We start from the raw sequence: 17,173 nt of genomic DNA, 5'->3' as shown, positions 1-17,173 counted from the left end.
TGCACGACATCAAGTCGTTGCTCTAGGGATGGCGATACGGGGTCGTTGGACATAAGGGGCCTCCTGGGTTGAGGCCGCTTACCAAATCACAAGGGCGGTAGGTGTCTTAAAAGTTAGATAGAATCAAGTAGTGATCTCACTATGCACTTGTATACCAATGGTTTGCAAACCTTCGTCCGGACCAAGCTTTCAGATTCGCTCTTGCTCTGCCCATCTCTATCGACTTTGGCTAACTTGGCAAGGTTGGTATTTTGGATCGTTAGGATTCTTCTGACAGGCATGAGCCTTTACCATGCTGGTGGCCCTTGGCTTTCTGAGGGCTCATTCGGATTATCCGGCTATTAACTGATAAATTTCTGCCGGCTGTTATAGCCGGTAGCAGCCGACTGTAGCAATGGCATTTGATGTGTCACCGGATAGATTTGGCAAATTGACACATGGACTGATATATCTGAGTAACGCCAGATTGACATAGGTTATGAACCGGAGAAAAATTCCAGAAAACCACGTCTCCTAGTCATCCTTGGTGTCCTAGTAGGACCAAGATATGGTTTTTTAAACAGGAGGAGGAGCTTTTGTTATCCCGAAACGGTGAAGAAAGCCCTGATCTTACCCATCTTATGAAATTACTGACAAAGGTTGGACTATCAAGTGTGCCGCCGGACTGGACTTCAAACGAAATGAAGATGGAGCTAGTACGCAGACTTAAGTTGAGTAATCGGCACGACGAACAATCATCGTTCAAAGCACTTGATATCGCTCTCGCGCTACTCCTCGAGTTTGAGCGCCAAATAGAGGCCGAAAAGTGACTGAACCGTGGAACGTTCTCCGTTCTAGCCGTCAAGTTGGGCATAGCAAAAAGTAGATACCAGCCAAGCTCGTAGTCAAATACCTAAGCGCGAACAAAGCGAATGACGACATCACCTGACAGAAATGCAAAAAACAGATGAAAAAATGCCTCGTTCTATAGTGGAAGAGATTTTTTCCATTAATCATTTTCAATAGTCATATTTGAATTTTATGTCGAAAAATAATCCACGAATGTCCATTGTCTGATCATCATTTGCAAGCGGTAAGTAAATCTTAATCATTGATTCTCGGATTTCCTGAAAATCCTCAGGATCAAACATTTGCAGAAACTCGGAAATCTGACTACTCATAAATCCGATGATTCCAAATCTCTCCATCTGCATCAATGGCCGCCCTCTTTCCTCTATCGAGTATTGGGTCACTAAAAATAACATAGTTACTTGTCGCTCTGTCATTCCTGACACATCGCGAACAACATCAAAATTGCCACTTTTTGCTTGTTCTATCCACGCTTCAGCGGCTTTAGCCTCATCAGCAGAAAGAAATCGTTCCTTCGCGCCAGGCAATGCTTTCTTCAATAACCCAAACATACTCTGTCCTTTCACCTTTACGAATTATTCCCTGGATACTCTGTCACGATTAACTAGGCCTCCGCTTCGTATAATACGAATTTAAATGGCGAAATTGATAAGCATAAATAAGGAACTACCGCCGAGAAAACACATTCTCAATACGTCTGAATCACGTAAACCCGGTAATCGCCTCTGAGTCACAAATACTATGGGCGCAATTAAAACGTTACCAACCAAAGCTGCGATTATTGTAGCCAGCATCCCCTCTTCTCCGGCGTACTGGATAGCGCGATAGATGCCTGTAACCAATAATAACAGTGCAACTATCTTTTGAAGCGGATTAATCGTGATGATTATTTCGCTTGACGAAGCTGGGCTATACCGGCTTGCTTCAACGCCATAGGCTCCGATAAATCCGAAAGCAATCATTAAAAAAAGCACTTTGACTCCTTACCTACATCGTTTTTATAAACTTATCGTACGTCGTGCCTATACAGCCTGTGGTCCTGTTAACAAATCGTATCGACGCTCCGTTACGTCGTATAGTTGACACCATTTTCACATTCAAACACCGTCACCTCTGCACACCGAACAATGTCGGCCACAATCAGCATTTACTTTAGATTTAACTGATACTTCCAGATAGATTTTCCTTCACTTTCAGCGCCAACTCTCGGAAAATATTGTGTCCTCTTTGTGTTCTCATTTCCTTAGCTTTAAGCCATATTTGACAAGGCGCTTTCCTGCTTTTACGTACCAACATTCACACCGAACGTGACTTCCAGTTGCAATGTCGGTGTTGCCTAAAGAGCTTTTATGTTACCCGAGCAGATTCTACCTTCATCTAATCCGCCCGATAACGTTCCTTTAGCCATATTCATTTGACTCACCATTTTTGCCGCCAATGACTTGATCTCTTCCTTCCGACGATCATCTCGATGGTTGATAAGTGCCAGTAAAATATCATTAAGCACAATCATTTCACCCTGCGTGATCGCACCAACCTGCGTAATCTTTGATTTCCTGGCCAAAGACCACCTTGTCGCATTATCTGCGTCGGTACCATGCTCCGAAAGAGGAAAACCGGCAGCTTGGAGGGCTAAAAGGTCACGATATACTGTCCTAACCCCGACCTCATGGCCTCGACTGTTTAAACGATTGCATAGTGCTTTTACGGTAAGTCCATGAGGAGCATATTCAAGAATGATGAGTATGTTATAGATTCTTGAGATTTGTTTATTCCTAGCCATCGCATTGCTCCCCGTTTGTTTGAGCGTACTTTTGTCACTCTCAATTGCTGTAAACGTATTTTGGGGCCTAAAACCATCATCATCTTTTTTTCTTTTCGTATTAGCATGTTACATGCATCGTTCTTCTACTTCGGATTCATGACATAGAATCCCGTGCACCTTCGATATCAACATTTGTCAGGGACGTACCGATCACCTAGATGGAGGTACCACGTGGAGGATATCAAGTTAGTCCGCCAACTTATCGACCGAGACAATCGGGCTTGGACTACCTTTGTCAGACGATTCGAGCCGTTAATAAAACGTAGGATTGCGCAAGTATTCTATCGATACTCGTATCGGGCCAGCACATCCGATAGCCAAGATGCCTTCGATTATGTGATGGATCATTTGATGTTCGATAAGACCCTTAGTAACTTCAAAAAAAATCAATCCCTAGATGGCTTTGTGCTCCGGGTCACGACTAACGCGGTAATTGATTGGCACAGAAAGCGCGTTTCCGCGCGAAATATGTACGGACTCCGATCAAGCGAAGTTCTTCAACTTGCCAGATCCGAATGCGCTGTCGAATCTACAAATGTCCCTGATGATGAACAGAGTAATGCGGGACCCACGCACCTTTTTGCAGACATACGGTGGACCACTGAGGAACACCTAGTGTTACTTGTTATGTCTGCGCGCACCGTGATAATTGATGAAACCGCGCTACAGTCCATCTCTGATCTAGCCAATAGCTCGACAGCAACTATTAACAGGAAAATAGAGGATTTACGTGTCCGACTTCACGAAAGATGGTCCTCAAATCGTGACATCTATGACGAAATGGGCCTACTCTGGATGCGCTGTCTAATTCTTGAGCGAAGGGGCGACTCCGATCGTGCGCAAAAACGAAAGTCCCATCTTGACAAACGAATTGCCGAATATCAGTCAAAGGGCATAGAGCCCTACCCAACACGAAAAGAAGTTGCTGAGATTTTCAATTGGGACATCAACAAAGTAGACCGAATCAGGAGACGGATTGAGAACAAATTGCGTGAATACATCGATCATAATGCGAAATTAAAAACCAAATTGAGCCAGATAGCGTAGGTGAAAGTATGGACAAGTATCTAATGCTAAAAGAGCTATCGGATCAGTTGCTCACCACTCCCACAAAACGGGGGGCAGAGTGTCCTTCCGAGGCCACGTATTGGTCCTACTGGGATAATGATGATGATAATGCACAATTCGAGAAGCATCTCAAGGTCTGTAACTTCTGCAATGCAGAAGTCATTCGTATAGGTATGGCTATGATACAGACCCCTGACGCGACGACTAACCTTGCTGATACTCTAATCGAAAAACTTCAAAAACCACTGGACCATGCCAAAGTAGTGCTTCAGTCAATTGGTGGTAGCATTTCAGAGGTCTTTAACTCCCTAGAGGTTGTTCCCGTATACAGATCCCAAGGGCCAAAAGCATTAGTGCTCGCCGCCGGGGGCAAGTTAGCAGACGCCGAAATTGAGATCATTGCTGACATCAATGATCAGTACTCACTGTTTGTCTCTATTAAAAAATGTCGTCCCAGAGATGGGGTAGTCGTACAGCTTGAAAAGGATGGTGACCTGCTCAGATCCGTTGCCCTACGCGTGGGAGAGCGAAGCCCCTTGGGTTCTTGGTCCAAGGGGATTTACAGTTTTGCTATTTCAGCATCAGGCCATCAAGTGTACAGAATTGAAATGGAACTTAGATGAAGCTCCTGACGATGCGCATATCACTGGATCGAGAGGGGCACCTTAGTTATGTGCTCTTAAGTATGGATCCGTCTGAACGCATCAATCAACCTAATTTCATTAAATCCCTGGACCGCCCTTTTGCTGAAATAGCGAAATACTCGCGTGAGACGGTAGCCCGGGCACTTAACCATGCATCTATTATTGACCTGTTAAGTGCAGGAGAAAACCTTGCCAAAGCGGTAATACCAGAAGGTCTAGCTGACCAATTACTTAGGTCAACTGCTGCAATGCTGTACCTTGATCTTGAGGAGGAATTGATTCACTTCCCTTGGGAATGTGTGCGAATCGACAATGAACAATGGATAGGGAGCCGATTCATTGTCGGAAGGCATGTGCGTATGCCAGATCAACGTGACCCATTCTTAAGACCTATTGACAGTAAATTTGTGATTATCTCTGACCCGGATGGTAGCCTGCCTTCTGCTAGAACAGAGGGTGCTGCTCTGATGAGCGTATTAGGTAGCCGAAGGTCGGTAAATCTACTAAGCGCGCGTGTTACCAAAGCCGAAGCCTGTGAGTCCATCAAGGCATGCGAATTCATGCACTTTGCCGGTCACTCTTCAGTGGGTGGGCTCCATTTTTCCGATTCCCAACTTAGCGCATCCGACATTATCGAGCTTGGATTAGCTCCGCGCATGGTGTTTCTCAACTCCTGTGAAAGTGGTCATACACATGATGACGGTCGCGATAGATCTGGTCTCATACAAGCGTTTCTAGCCAACGGAACCCTAGCCCTAATCTGTACAAATTCCCTACTAAATTCTAAAACTGCGGCCACAATTTCTGATCGATTCTATTCAAAGTTCCTGGATGGGGCATGCTTAGGCGAAAGTTTTGCATCGGCTATCCGGTACCCTGAAGGTGGCATTGAATGGGCGAGATATACCATTTACGGTAACCCACTTTATGACGGTAAATCGCTAAAAAAGAAATCGCTAAAATGGTCAATCCCAGTATCTGCTTTGTTAGTGACAATAGTCACAGTCGCCTCTATCTATCTTTTTTCGGCTTTCCCGCCTCGGCAAGAAATCGAACTAAGAGCGGAAGAAAAGTTACACCATTCCGCCTGTCAAAATGGATCGCTTAGTTCCTGTTATAAGCTCGGTGAATCCTTGACTCACCGAGGACAAACTGCCGCAGCTTTACCCATTTTTGAAGAGAACTGCGAATCCGGCGATAGAAGTTCATGCACCAGTCTAGCCCAACAATATTTGAAACAAGGCAGTCTAGAGAGGGCAAAAGAAAAGGGAGCCATAGGGTGTTCAGCCAATGAGTCCCACTGTCTAGGATACCTTTTGGCGCTGATGGAACAAAATCTCACCGATGAAGCAAAATCCCTTTCTGTAAAACTATGTGAAGCTGGCCACGGCCTTGCGTGTTCTGTAGATGCAACGCTATTGGAGGCGGCTGGCAGTCTCCAAGAATCTCGCGATAGGCACCGTAAAGCATGTGAACTTGACTACAAATTAAGCTGTGCTCAAGAAGCCCTCAGAGCAGTAAGACAGGATGGAGACAAATCAAAGTTATCGGTCCTTCAGAGATATTGTGAAGGTCGTTTGGTCGAGGGTGCCTGTACGGATTATGGCAGTGCCCTTATCAGCCTGGGTATGATTGACGAAGCAATAGGCGCATTTGATCGTGACTGTTCCGCTGACACTGGCTTTCGAAGCCTATCCTGTGAACTAGCTGGCGCCAATATCTTGGATCACAGACCAGAAAAGGCCAAGTCCTACTTGGAGGTAGCCTGCAAAGCGGGGCGAAGATCTGCGTGCGCCAAACTAGCGACCGAAACAAGCCAGGATAAAGGAAATCCATGCACAGGTCTGCAATTAACTGATTGCCGTGAGTATGGATACCGGCTCCAGAAGGAAAACAATCTTCTACAGGCCTCTTTGATATACGAATATGTATGCAACAATGGTGGGTACTTTGCGTGCAATGACGCTGGCGTATTAGCCATGAAGCGGGGAAATGAAAATGATGCAGAACGATATTACGATCATGCCTGCAAACATGACGAGTCGCTGGGATGTGACAATCTGGCCCTGATATTTGAAAAACGGGGCGATAAGTCGAGGGCAATTGACATCACAACAAAAGCCTGCGAGAGGGGTCTGGCCGGGTCATGTCGCCGTGCTTCAAACCTTATTGGCCAATCCCTAGATAGTAAGCTTTCTCTCCATTACCTCGCGCGTGGATGCGACCTGGGCCACCCAGAATCATGCAACGATCTTGGGTATAACTCACGTACAAATCCAAATAAGGAAACCGCGATCGAGTCGTACAAAAAGGCATGCACAGCCGGGCTGGTTAGAGGGTGCCTGAACCTAGGGATTCTTTACAGTGACCTTGGTAAAGATACCGAAGCTATCACGTGGTTTTCGCAGGCTTGCAATGCCGGGGATAAAAATGGCTGTGATTTAAAGCTCCTTCAAGAGGCCTCCGGACTAGCAAAAGAAAAGAGGCATGGAGAAGCATCTGCAATTTTAGAGCAATTTTGTAACGATACTCGCCAGGACGGTTGTGTAGATTTAGGAAATCTAGCGCTGGACATGAACGATAAGGATCGTGCCACAAAATCTTTCCTCAAAGCCTGCCACTTCGGTCGAAACGATGCCTGCACAATCTATGGTGTGCAGGAATTAGCTCAGGGTAGGAACGACCTGGCACTGGAGTTCTGTACTAAAGCATGTGCTGCTGGAGAAAAGAAGGGTTGTGAATGCGTAAAGGATATCGAGAGACTCGCAAAGCCAAGGTAAACCTCAACAGAAGTTTTATTATGTTACTCCTTTGATCTTTCGTATGAGTAGTAAGATATCCCATCTGCTTATTGCGATTTTTTGAAGTCACGAAAAGTAGCTTTATTACAAAGACATTACATCCCCCACCCTTACGCAAAAAAACAAAAGTCGACCAATCAACGAAACGACGGTTACTTCATCTTCGTCAAGTAGAATCTCTTAACGCCGCTGATTGACGACGTGCCATCAAAAACGGTCGCCGTGAAGTAAGGTGGGTCGGTGAGTTCAATTCCGGCTGCTATGATCCTATCGTCAATAATCTGGCTCTTGAACTTGACCAGATGACTGCCCTCCTTGGCGGTTAGGAAGGAAGTAAAAGACCAGTGCTCGTCGTACCAATCACCAGAATCTCCTATGACTTCCGCAATGTAAAGTCCTGCCATACTGATGAAGCCACCACCGTCGCCGAACTTGACGATCTGAATATTTGTTAGGTAACACTCCCAAACCGAAGAAATGGCTCCAATCATCTGATCCGGTCCTGGTTCATGATTTTCGTAACGCCAAATAGTTGCGTTGTTCATCAAACCTTTAGCAGACGTTCCATTGCAAGCGAACTTTGTCGCGTCTTCTTCCCCATCATCAAGAGAGCCATTATTGTTTTTGTCAGTACCTGTTTTGATACTGATACCGCCACTCGTGCAGTTCGAACCTGGCTGCTCATCTGCCGTTTTCACCAGTGAATTTTGAGGTCCAATGCTTAAGCTGTTCCAAGAACCAGCATTGCAAGCCATGAATTGGCTTGTGGACCTCACATAGGCCATTCTGCCCTCATTATCGAGGGTACACGTAGGTAGGTCAGCAGCTCCGGACACGGTTAGAGACCAACTCGAACTGTCTGAAGCGGTCGCCACTTCAGATTGTCCAGACTCGTTCTGAGCTACTTTACTGCCACAAGCTGTTATAGATACAAAACCCAAGATTATGAAGAATTTAGTAAGCTGAACCATACAGTGTTCCTTCCATTTGATAGGCGTTAGCAATACCGCCCTTTTCAATGATCTCTAAACCGTATGTGGCAGCGTCTTACTTTGTACGTATTGATTAATTATCCATCTTTCATGGCGAAATATACCACCCTGCTCCAATGCTTGATGCGAAGGTTGAACTTCGAACGACAACTGGTATTCCGACCGATTCGCTGCTAGATTCGCGAACGCATGAGCTCGGTACACCCTTAGAGGCAAAATTGGTTCCGGCAGATTGTTCTCTGAATGGAGTAGAAGCCGTTACTTCGTAGGAATCAAAATAGGCAAGGCTGAAATTGGTAAACTTTAGCATAAGCGTTGTAGTCCACTGAGGAAAACTCGCGAGCTGCCAGTACCGAAGGTAACCCTGGCCTGTACAGTCAGTAGAGGTATAATAAACCTCTGACGAGACGTTGACGCGCGAAAGACCTGCAGGATTTGTCAATGGATACGATTTGCTATTCCAGTAGTGAGCACCGGCGAGCTGGTACAGTGTATAACTATTATTGCCAAGACTTTTAACAAGTAGTCCCAGGCTCTCCATTCTTCCCCCATAGGCGATGGAGTCTGTGTTAACATCCGAAAAGTGTAAGACGTCTATCAATTGATATTTTGCCACTGCCGTGGAATCGTATACCTGCAAGGTTCCTGTATCGGGATTGCAAACGTAGTTCGTGCTGTTTACCTCAGCATCCTGTAGCTCTCCATCTCTGGCTACGCCTCCAGAACCATTGTCGAGACCGGCTTTAATGGCAAGACCGCCTCTACTGCAATTGGGGCCAGGGCTTTCGTGGACGACCCTCACTAGCGAGTTAAACCCGGCCTCACCGGCTGGACCGGTCGGCCCTTGACTGCCCTGGGTCCCAGCCACACCTTGCGCTCCCTGAGATCCTGGTGATCCCGGATGACCTGGGGAACCAGCGATACCCGTGGGTCCAGTGGCACCGGACTCGCCTTTTGGTCCGCGCAGGTCCACCAGACGCCACCCGCCTTGACTGCAGTATTTGAAGACGGAGTCCAACATCACATAATAAATTAGACCGTCACGGTCACTGTCGCATTTAGGCAGTTCTGCTGTGAGCCATATCTTGACCTCGGCAGTTTGCGGTTCGGCTGGTTTATGCGCTGACTTTTTCGAGGGGACTGTATCAGTGTTAAAAGAGCTCTCGCTGGTCGAGCCATTCCCATCCTCAGAGGTGTTAGAAGGTGGGGGGGACTGGGTACAGCTCAGTACGCTCAGTAACAGTGTCAAAAATGATGTTTTCATGGGCTAAACCTCGTGAGGCACATGGGCCCGCTATTCTTGGTGGTGCTGCTCTACAGTTCCGAAAAATACTTTAGGACAATCTATTTCAGAACGTATTTTGAGGTTGTTATCATAGGCTCCCCATTGACCAGCCCTCGGACCTTGTCTTCAATGAAATTAAATCCGGGCTTTATGGTCTCATCAATAAACTCAAACTGACCGCGACTTACCGATTTGCTGATGGCACTAACCTGCCCGCATGGATCGGATAAAGTTCGAGCGCAGGATGGATCACCTAGATAAGTAATTCGGTCGATACAGATCTCGACGACGACAGGGCCAATAGCACACCCCCTAATCCCAACATAAACACCGTCAAAATACATTTCTTGTGTGCCGCTTGTTTCTAATCGGTGAACCTCCCTTGTGGCATCCCACTTTACATTCATGGTGATACCCCCGCGCCCAAGGGTGTAGTAGCCCATGGCATATTCTGAAGCCAAATACACTGATGTTAGCTGATAAGTCCCCTCAGGAAGCACCGGCGGTAACGCTGCCCTGGTTCCGGTATTACCAGTTCCGCCCGTTGGTGCTGTCACAGTTGGGGGCGTACCGCTTCCACTTGATGTATTATCGATACCACTCAAAGGACTGTTTTCAGCACCGCAGCCTACGAACAACCATGTGCAAATGATGACTGCACGCAACATATGAAACCTCCGACAAGACTAATTTTTTCTGGCCTGACCTGGTACGTGCCTAAAACGCACCTCCAAGGTTCCTCTATGCCATCCGTCGGAATCCACAGTGAAGCCTTCAAGTTGATCGCTAGCGATCTTTATAGTTTCGTAGTCTGCCTCGTCGAAAAGAAGTGAATCCAAAGATACGCCTATAAACTTCGACAACTTTCGGACCTGTTCCATATTGCGCGGAGTTTTGCCAAGGCACCATCCCTGCAAAGTACCTTTGGGTAGCCCTGACCGCTGGGCAAGGGTAGATACACTCATCCCGGAGTGCCTGAGATACCTATTTAATGCATACCTAAGCTTCATGGACCTTCTCCTGAGCATGGGATCGGTGCTCTTTATGTTGATATTTAGGCGAATTTCCAATCGGAAGCATAATTCTTCTCTTTGGAATCGCTTCGCTGCCATTCGAGAGTCCTATCTCCCGTATGAACAGCTATTCGGCATCAGCAACGACAGAGTAGGTCGTTAGGAGAATAAGAGGCACCTTCGGTACCAAAAAGATTGAATGTCAGGGGCAACCCCCTTGTGCGCCTGCGCTTTAGTGCAGGCGCTGAAGAATGAACCATCGCTCGATGAAAATCTGGATTGCGGAGGTTAAATATTTTTTGATTATCTGCAGTGTTTAATATGCGGGTTTGCTAAGCGTTCAAATTTGGAGCAGTGTTGAGGGGGGCGCTCGAATTAAGTCCTGGCGATAAGGCCAGGACTATATTGAGGCCGGCCTAGGCCGGAAGCTCGGCGCTGTCGACGAGACGCTCGACGTCGGAGAGCCAGTAGTAGGTCGAGCCGTGGTCGAATGTGATGAGGTTGCCATCCGAGAGTTCATTGTCGATCCATTCGGAGTGAGCTTGATCCCAGGATACCGGATCAAGGTCCTTTAGGGCGGTGACAGTGTCGCAGGTGATCCAGCCGATTTGCACGGTCTCGGGGTAGCAATCCGCGACTGATTGCTCGAAGGCTTCGAGAGTGTCGGCTGGCGACAGGCTAGTGGCGAGTAGGTCCTGCAGGAGCCAGTCGGTTCCGTACTCCACTCCAACGCCGTCCAGTTTAAACATGAGGTCGTCGGAGCCACATTGGGCGCAGCGTCCGTTGGCATCGGCGTAGCATCCGTAGCAGAAGCGCGTTGAGCGTGCGATGGCAATTTTGGTGAGGTTAGCGATGATGTCGGTGTGCAGTGCTTCCATGGGTAATCTCCAATGCTCGTCAGTGTTTCGGGCCGCAGCCCCTTTCTCGCAAAGCCAGGAAAGGGGTGTGGCCCGAAAAGCGCCAAGCCAGGCAGACTCAGCCGGAGCTAAAAAACAATGGCCGTGCTGCAGTGAGCCTGCGAACGGAGGCGCGGCCATTGTGCGGAGGCGGTTAAAGTCTGACGCCAGCTGGGTGCGGCACGTCCGACGAGCAAAAGGAGATACCGGAAGCAGCTGCATGCCGGCATCCTAATCGGGCCCCAAACCGGCATCGCGTGACTTGCGTTACGAATCGGATCGCATGCCAATGGGCTGCACAGCTTTTAGCGACCGCATGACTATAACGCGGAGTGGAGGCAGGGTACGATGACCGCCTTGGCCACGTTTGAGCCGCCGGACGTTCCTGGCAACACCCGAGAGCCATGCAACAGACGGCCCATGCTACCGGCGTCAGTGAGCCAGAATCACACTACACAAACGCTCAGTGACCTCGGACTTTACTGTTCCAGTAGCTGACGTACTCCCGATATGACTCGGAAGATATGAGGAATCGAGTATGGACCCTCGGACCTACTCGCCAGACAGGGAGTAACGTGGCTCCTTCACGTCGCGCTTTTTCAAGCCGATGATTGCCATCGATAACGTTAAATTGTCCTGGAGCAATCTCGGCAAGCAACAACGGTTTAGTAAGATCTGCTTTACTGACTGTAGCCTCGTCCAGTCGCTGAGAGGTAAAACCAAGAGAGGCCACTGGCACCTCCTCGATAGGGAAATCTTCTGGATGCGTCCCAATATAGTCCAGCATCTTGGTTATGTTGAAGACGAAGATTCCATTTGGGAACAGCTCGTCATCAACATCTGAAGCACATGGTTTGAAGTTTTTATCGGGGCGAAGTATCACCTGGTGAATGCCTTATTGCAGTTCAGATCAAACGAATATCAGGAATGGCTATTCCAAAAATAGCAGTTATATCCCCAGAAATCTGGTGATAATCCACCCAAAGCCACCTGCAAAGACCTGTCTCACAAGCATTCCACCGTCACGCCTATTTTTTAATCAAACTGCTTCTGCTAAGACCCAGCCCAGAGAACATGACTGTCGTTTGGACCTCAAGCTAGACCACTTCAGATCAACTGCGTCGATCTCTTGAGCAATCTTTGATGCAAAACCCCAATGCAGGCATACTTATCCAAGAGACTGGCGGAATTCGCAAGGTTAGGCATCCCCTTCCTGGAAAGGGAAAGTCTGGCAGCATTCGAGTGTTTTACTACGACTACATTGCGATAGAGCACTTGTTCCTGTTGGTAGTCATTAAGAAAAGTCAGCGTGAAAATCTGACAAGGACTGAGCGGCACCTACTCAAACAACTAATCGAGAAGGTCACCGCTGAATATGAGTCAAAGCGAAGGAGGCGAAAATGAGCAAGTTGTTCAGAGACCTAAAGGAGTCCATCGAGGGGATGGACGATTTCCTCAGGGGCAAAAAAGTCAAAGGTCTCACCGTGAAGACGGTAGAAATTGAGCCTGTTGTCATTTACTCTGCAAAGTCGATTAAACGTCTCAGAGCGCGCTTGAAACTCAGCCAAGCGGTTTTAGCTGGGATACTCGGCGTCACCGACAAGGCCGTACAGGCATGGGAGGCCGGCACCAATCAGCCCACTGGACCAGCGGCGCGGATGATCGATCTTCTTGAGAAGAAGCCAGCGGAAGTCGTATCCCTATATATCAAGAGAGCCTAAATAAGATCAATAAATACGGTCCTATAGCAGTTTTCTCTCAAGTTTCTCACTGGACATTCCGATGTATGATTTGGTACTAGTATTTTATACTAGTATAGAGGTCCATGTGGAGTGACTCTTGTCTTGAAGCGTGCTTTTGCTGAACCTGTAACATTCCAAAAAGATTGGGCTTCTGCCGGTTTGACAGATGGTGATCTGCGTGAACTTCAGACCACAATTTTGCTTGATCCCGACGCGGGTGACCTTATCGCGGGCACCGGAGGACTTCGGAAGATTAGGGTCGGTGCCAAGGGTAAGGGCAAACGCGGAGGTGGACGAGTCATCTACAAGGATTTCCCAAGATATGGCTGGACTGTTTTTCTCTACCTTTACCTGAAAAACGATAAGACCGACCTTTCGGCCGCAGAGAAGCAAACGATTCGAGATGCACTACCGAAATTAGAAGAGGCGATTCGAGCCCTTTACATAGGTCGGGAGAGGTGACCATGAGTGAACTATTCAACGGAATCATGAATGGAATCGAAGAGGCCACGGAGCTCGTGCTTGGTAATAAGACAAAGGGCCGAGTCACACGGGCTGAATTCGTACCTGTACGAACAATGACGGCTGCTCAAATCAAAGCCATCCGCACTCGCTTTGCCCTATCGCAAATAGAGCTAGCCGCCCTTATGGATGTAAGCGTAGACGCGGTACGCAAGTGGGAGCAGGGGAAGAACAAACCCGAAGGACCGTCGAGACGCTTTCTCCAAGGGCTTGATCTGAGGGGCGAGGATTTTCTCCACACCTTCTATCGGAATGACTAAAGAACGTCTTCGGACGTTTTCATCACGTAAGTAGGGCTTCGGTAAATGTCAAAGACAGTAAAAATTATCCGTCCTGACGCCGATGAAATGTGCCCGCCCGGTTACCACAAAGTGCGTGGATACGATCGGACTTGCAAGTCTGGAACAAAGACTTGGGTTGATGCTCATAACGCAAAAAATCCTACACGAAAAGCGATGGTGTACCACGGGCCTAATCTACTTTACTTGTTCTGGCACGCAGACTTGAGCAAATTCCCGCTGGTTAATCCTGTGACAGGGTTTAGCGATTTTCATGAAATTGACCGTGTAATTGGGTTTTGGCTTGCCTATTGGCAATCTCAGGGACTCGAATATCCAGCTGGTATGAATTCGCTTGTCGTTAAAGCACTTATTGCCGTGGAGTCCAGTTTTAATGCCTCTCGGGTTACCGGCCAAACTGGTGGCCGGGGACTTATGCAACTGCTTAAGGGCTCGGTCAGAGTGCTAAGCGGGATCAATGACAAAAATGGATATCGGGAGGTAAAAAATCAATGCCTTGCGATCTCGCTCGATGAGGTCTTGGATCCTATTATAAACATTGCCGCCGGGACACGGTGGCTTGCGCATAAATATTCGTTAATAAGGCCAACACCGGCAAAAACTTTGTTCAATACCCTTAAAAATTACAATCAAAACAATTCAGAGGGCGAGGAATATGCCAGAAGGATTTTGGACCTGTATAATGCGTCCAAATAGTTGCCTTATTGGTCTAATATTTTTTTCTATCCTCTTCACACACCAAGCATTTGGCAGGTGTATGAAAGGAGATTTTAACTATTCGGTCGATGACTTAAAATTAGGTCCCTATCGCTATGAAGCACGCCACAATTCTGATACTGCGCAAGGGTACTTTACGATTAATCGCGGCAACCTCACGCTGTTTGAAGAAGGCGGTGAGCAAAGCCAGAGGTTTTACGTCAATCCAGGACCAGAGGCATGCGGTTTGCCAGTGGCCGGCAAATCCATCACTGGTGAGAATAGAGCAGAGCTAGCAGTCTTAGGGTGGTCTGGTGGAGCACATTGCTGCTTCACCCTTTATATTTACGCCTTAGGGAATCGACCCTATCTCATCCAAAAAGTTGATCAGGGACATTCTGATGGCGTCAGATTTGTTCATTTAAGCCCGGATCCTGTACCTGAAATTATAATAAATGATTGGACATTTGCGTACTGGAAGATTTCTTTTGCCAAGTCGCCAGCCCCCGAAGTCATTCTTAAATACAATGGCCAGCACTGGGCCTTTTCTCCCGACTTGATGCGCAAGCCACTTCCGTCAACGAAAAGCCTAAGTAAAATTCGGAAGTCCATCGCAGCAAGCTTCAAACTTGCGCGCTACAGCGCAAGCGACGGAGATACCAGCGACACCGGCGCACCTGTTGTCCTGTGGAGTCATCTCATCCGATTGATATACACTGGACACGCCGATACCGCTTGGTCATTGCTGAACGATACCTGGCCACAAGACAACCCCAATATGCTGCGCTTTGCCGAACAATTTCACCAAAGGCTGGCTAAGAGCGCGTATTATGTCGATCTCCAAAAAATGAACCCCAAGGTTCCACTCTTTTTAAAACAATAAAATATTTGTAAGAAGATCGTAAATCTTCCAAGTGACTTTCAATTACCCACAAGTCGCATCCCGATTTCCCCGGTGGTGGATCGCGAGTTATACAGAGATAGCCACCAAGTTTTGCGACCTTCAAAGTAAACTCTGATAAGTTCTTTTTTTTCTCGAATGGAATCTTTGCTGAGGTGATCAAAAATCGCGATTTCCCACTGTGACAACGCAGTCTGTGGTGGCAACTTATCCGACATACGAATTGCCATAGTCAGCCAGAAGACCCGCCAACTAAGGTATCCAACTGAATCCTCTCCACTTCCGCCGCCGAAATCTCATCCCCCGACCGATCATATAATCTCGTGGTCTCAGCATTCGCATGGCCAGCAATCTGCTGCGCCTTATCAAGCGTCCCACCGGCTTTCCTGTACAAGGTTATACCTGTGGCTCGGAATGAGTGATTGGAGACCTTATCCCCTAGTCCCGCAACATTAGCCGCGGTCTTAACACGCTCAAGCGCAGAAGCTCTGGTCATCGCCCTTCCCGTCACCTGTCCAGTAGATGGATCAGTTGATTGGAATATCCACGCTTTCTTCTCTTTCACACTTGCCGCCTCAAGATATTCACTCAAAGCTCTATCAGCAGCGTGATGAAGAGGCACTTCATGGAAACGTCCGCCTTTTTCGTGCAACCTCAGCCACGCTCTGCCAGACTTGCGGTAATAATCTTCGATTTTGGTGGCGAGAACCGCAGATATACGGGCAAAGGAGTAAAGCATGACACTGAACAGCGCCCTATCCCGCATTCCAACGATGGTCGATATGTCGCACGCGGCGAGAATTCCAGCAGCCTCGGCCTGATCCAGAACTGGCGTTTTCCCCTTGGTCAATTTGTACCGGGGTCCCTTGACTGGTGCCGCGGGATTAAAGGGAACGATCCCACCAGTGGCCAAATGATCGAAAAGACATCGTATGGCAGCCAGGTGCTGCTTTATAGTTAGCGGGGATCCTGGGTGCTGCTCCACGTATGCCGACACCACCATAGGAGTTACCTGAGATAGGGATACCCCCCTATATTCGCACCACTTGAAGAAGGCTCCAGTAGCATAGCCATAGGCAGCACGGGTGTTGGGATTGCGGATGGTCACGAGAAAGAAGTCTAGGAAGCGCTTTTGAGCTGAGTCCCCGGCTTGAAAAATTAAGGACGGGAGCATTATGTTTTGCGTTACGCTCAGAACTATATCGGTCATAGTTTGTGCTCACTCATGTTTAGGATACAATATTACACAGCAATTGAGAGGTCTAGTCGCCTAGGTTGAGATCAGGGAACCCGCTAACCAAGGATGACTAAGCCCAAATCGGGCCCTGCCATGGACTCTGAAAATCTCGGATTCATTTTGCACGCGGCTGTACGATCCAAAGATAGAGATTGGTAACCTTATATGAGCGCGGGCGCTCTCCCTGGTAAGGACCAGCAAGTGGCAAGAAGACTCGTCATCACTGGCTATCCGTGCTCCTCTGAGCCATGGCGCAAGCTATTAGGCGACGATGACTGCGTATTCCGGATGATTTCGGCCGGGGTTTCCGGCGCATCTCGGCATAGATTTCCAGAGCATCTCGGCGGCTGATTCCGGGCATCTCGGCGGCTGATTCCGGGCATCTCGGCGGTGTTTTCCGATC

The 17,173-nt window shown here is 48.0% G+C and carries 20 protein-coding genes; 10 read left to right on the top strand and 10 right to left on the bottom strand.

What is annotated here, in order from left to right:
* Positions 1 to 575: 575 nt before the first annotated feature.
* The gene (locus tag FJ146_17115; protein MBM4253690.1) at positions 576 to 809 is read left to right on the top strand and encodes a hypothetical protein; all 234 of its coding nucleotides are present in this window, start codon (positions 576 to 578) and stop codon (positions 807 to 809) included.
* Positions 810 to 998: 189 nt separating this feature from the next.
* Here FJ146_17115 and FJ146_17110 read toward each other — a convergent pair whose 3' ends face one another.
* The 3 genes from FJ146_17110 to FJ146_17100 all read right to left on the bottom strand — a co-directional run bounded on the left by FJ146_17110 (position 999) and on the right by FJ146_17100 (position 2,632).
* On the bottom strand, positions 999 to 1,415 hold the full coding sequence (locus tag FJ146_17110; GenBank protein ID MBM4253689.1) for a hypothetical protein: 417 nt from the start codon (positions 1,413 to 1,415) through the stop codon (positions 999 to 1,001).
* 66 nt (positions 1,416 to 1,481) lie between these two features.
* Complete coding sequence (locus FJ146_17105) at positions 1,482 to 1,823, bottom strand: hypothetical protein (GenBank protein MBM4253688.1); 342 nt, start codon at positions 1,821 to 1,823, stop codon at positions 1,482 to 1,484.
* A 362-nt stretch (positions 1,824 to 2,185) separates the two neighbouring features.
* Entirely contained in the window at positions 2,186 to 2,632 is a 447-nt protein-coding gene (locus FJ146_17100; protein MBM4253687.1) for a hypothetical protein, read from the bottom strand.
* Between the two features lie 213 nt (positions 2,633 to 2,845).
* On the opposite strand from FJ146_17100, the gene FJ146_17095 reads away from it, so the two are divergent.
* Genes FJ146_17095 through FJ146_17085 form a run of 3 tightly spaced genes read left to right on the top strand, consistent with a single transcriptional unit; the run spans position 2,846 to position 7,166 of the window.
* The gene (locus FJ146_17095; GenBank protein ID MBM4253686.1) at positions 2,846 to 3,721 is read left to right on the top strand and encodes a hypothetical protein; all 876 of its coding nucleotides are present in this window, start codon (positions 2,846 to 2,848) and stop codon (positions 3,719 to 3,721) included.
* A gap of 8 nt (positions 3,722 to 3,729) precedes the next feature.
* Complete coding sequence (locus FJ146_17090) at positions 3,730 to 4,365, top strand: hypothetical protein (protein MBM4253685.1); 636 nt, start codon at positions 3,730 to 3,732, stop codon at positions 4,363 to 4,365.
* Positions 4,362 to 7,166, top strand: a complete 2,805-nt coding sequence (locus FJ146_17085) for a CHAT domain-containing protein (GenBank protein MBM4253684.1) — start codon at positions 4,362 to 4,364, stop codon at positions 7,164 to 7,166. The genes FJ146_17090 and FJ146_17085 overlap by 4 nt, the downstream gene beginning before the upstream one ends.
* A 173-nt stretch (positions 7,167 to 7,339) precedes the next feature.
* Here FJ146_17085 and FJ146_17080 read toward each other — a convergent pair whose 3' ends face one another.
* The 6 genes from FJ146_17080 to FJ146_17055 form a co-directional block, all read right to left on the bottom strand.
* The gene (locus FJ146_17080) at positions 7,340 to 8,158 is read right to left on the bottom strand and encodes a hypothetical protein (GenBank protein MBM4253683.1); all 819 of its coding nucleotides are present in this window, start codon (positions 8,156 to 8,158) and stop codon (positions 7,340 to 7,342) included.
* A gap of 109 nt (positions 8,159 to 8,267) precedes the next feature.
* On the bottom strand, positions 8,268 to 9,443 hold the full coding sequence (locus FJ146_17075) for a collagen-like protein (protein MBM4253682.1): 1,176 nt from the start codon (positions 9,441 to 9,443) through the stop codon (positions 8,268 to 8,270).
* 80 nt (positions 9,444 to 9,523) lie between these two features.
* Positions 9,524 to 10,132, bottom strand: a complete 609-nt coding sequence (locus FJ146_17070) for a hypothetical protein (GenBank protein MBM4253681.1) — start codon at positions 10,130 to 10,132, stop codon at positions 9,524 to 9,526.
* An 18-nt stretch (positions 10,133 to 10,150) separates the two neighbouring features.
* Positions 10,151 to 10,576 carry a helix-turn-helix transcriptional regulator gene (locus FJ146_17065; GenBank protein ID MBM4253680.1) on the bottom strand — a complete coding sequence of 142 codons (426 nt, stop codon included), beginning with the start codon at positions 10,574 to 10,576 and terminating at the stop codon, positions 10,151 to 10,153.
* A 317-nt stretch (positions 10,577 to 10,893) separates the two neighbouring features.
* Entirely contained in the window at positions 10,894 to 11,355 is a 462-nt protein-coding gene (locus FJ146_17060) for a hypothetical protein (GenBank protein MBM4253679.1), read from the bottom strand.
* Positions 11,356 to 11,836: 481 nt separating this feature from the next.
* Positions 11,837 to 12,256, bottom strand: coding sequence for a hypothetical protein (locus FJ146_17055; protein MBM4253678.1), 420 nt, complete (start codon positions 12,254 to 12,256; stop codon positions 11,837 to 11,839).
* 260 nt (positions 12,257 to 12,516) lie between these two features.
* On the opposite strand from FJ146_17055, the gene FJ146_17050 reads away from it, so the two are divergent.
* The 6 genes from FJ146_17050 (at position 12,517) to FJ146_17025 (ending at position 15,515) form a co-directional block, all read left to right on the top strand.
* Positions 12,517 to 12,777 carry an addiction module toxin RelE gene (locus tag FJ146_17050; protein MBM4253677.1) on the top strand — a complete coding sequence of 87 codons (261 nt, stop codon included), beginning with the start codon at positions 12,517 to 12,519 and terminating at the stop codon, positions 12,775 to 12,777.
* Positions 12,774 to 13,094 (top strand): helix-turn-helix domain-containing protein, encoded by a 321-nt coding sequence (locus FJ146_17045; protein ID MBM4253676.1) that lies wholly within the window; start codon positions 12,774 to 12,776, stop codon positions 13,092 to 13,094. Before FJ146_17050 ends, FJ146_17045 begins: the two co-directional genes overlap by 4 nt.
* A 111-nt stretch (positions 13,095 to 13,205) precedes the next feature.
* Positions 13,206 to 13,577: an addiction module toxin RelE gene (locus FJ146_17040; protein MBM4253675.1), complete on the top strand. Its 372-nt coding sequence runs from the start codon at positions 13,206 to 13,208 to the stop codon at positions 13,575 to 13,577.
* 2 nt (positions 13,578 to 13,579) lie between these two features.
* Positions 13,580 to 13,897, top strand: coding sequence for a helix-turn-helix domain-containing protein (locus FJ146_17035; protein ID MBM4253674.1), 318 nt, complete (start codon positions 13,580 to 13,582; stop codon positions 13,895 to 13,897).
* A gap of 45 nt (positions 13,898 to 13,942) precedes the next feature.
* Positions 13,943 to 14,632 carry a hypothetical protein gene (locus FJ146_17030; GenBank protein MBM4253673.1) on the top strand — a complete coding sequence of 230 codons (690 nt, stop codon included), beginning with the start codon at positions 13,943 to 13,945 and terminating at the stop codon, positions 14,630 to 14,632.
* Positions 14,633 to 14,693: 61 nt separating this feature from the next.
* Positions 14,694 to 15,515, top strand: a complete 822-nt coding sequence (locus tag FJ146_17025; protein ID MBM4253672.1) for a hypothetical protein — start codon at positions 14,694 to 14,696, stop codon at positions 15,513 to 15,515.
* A 250-nt stretch (positions 15,516 to 15,765) separates the two neighbouring features.
* Here FJ146_17025 and FJ146_17020 read toward each other — a convergent pair whose 3' ends face one another.
* A complete protein-coding gene (locus tag FJ146_17020; protein ID MBM4253671.1) occupies positions 15,766 to 16,743 on the bottom strand; it encodes an integrase in 978 nt (325 codons plus the stop codon).
* Positions 16,744 to 17,173: the final 430 nt, after the last annotated feature.

Source organism: Deltaproteobacteria bacterium (assembly GCA_016874735.1).
Classification (GTDB): domain Bacteria; phylum Bdellovibrionota_B; class Oligoflexia; order Oligoflexales; family CAIYRB01; genus CAIYRB01.
The sequence above is the reverse complement of the archived record's forward strand: the minus strand, read 5'-3'. Positions and strand labels throughout refer to the sequence as shown.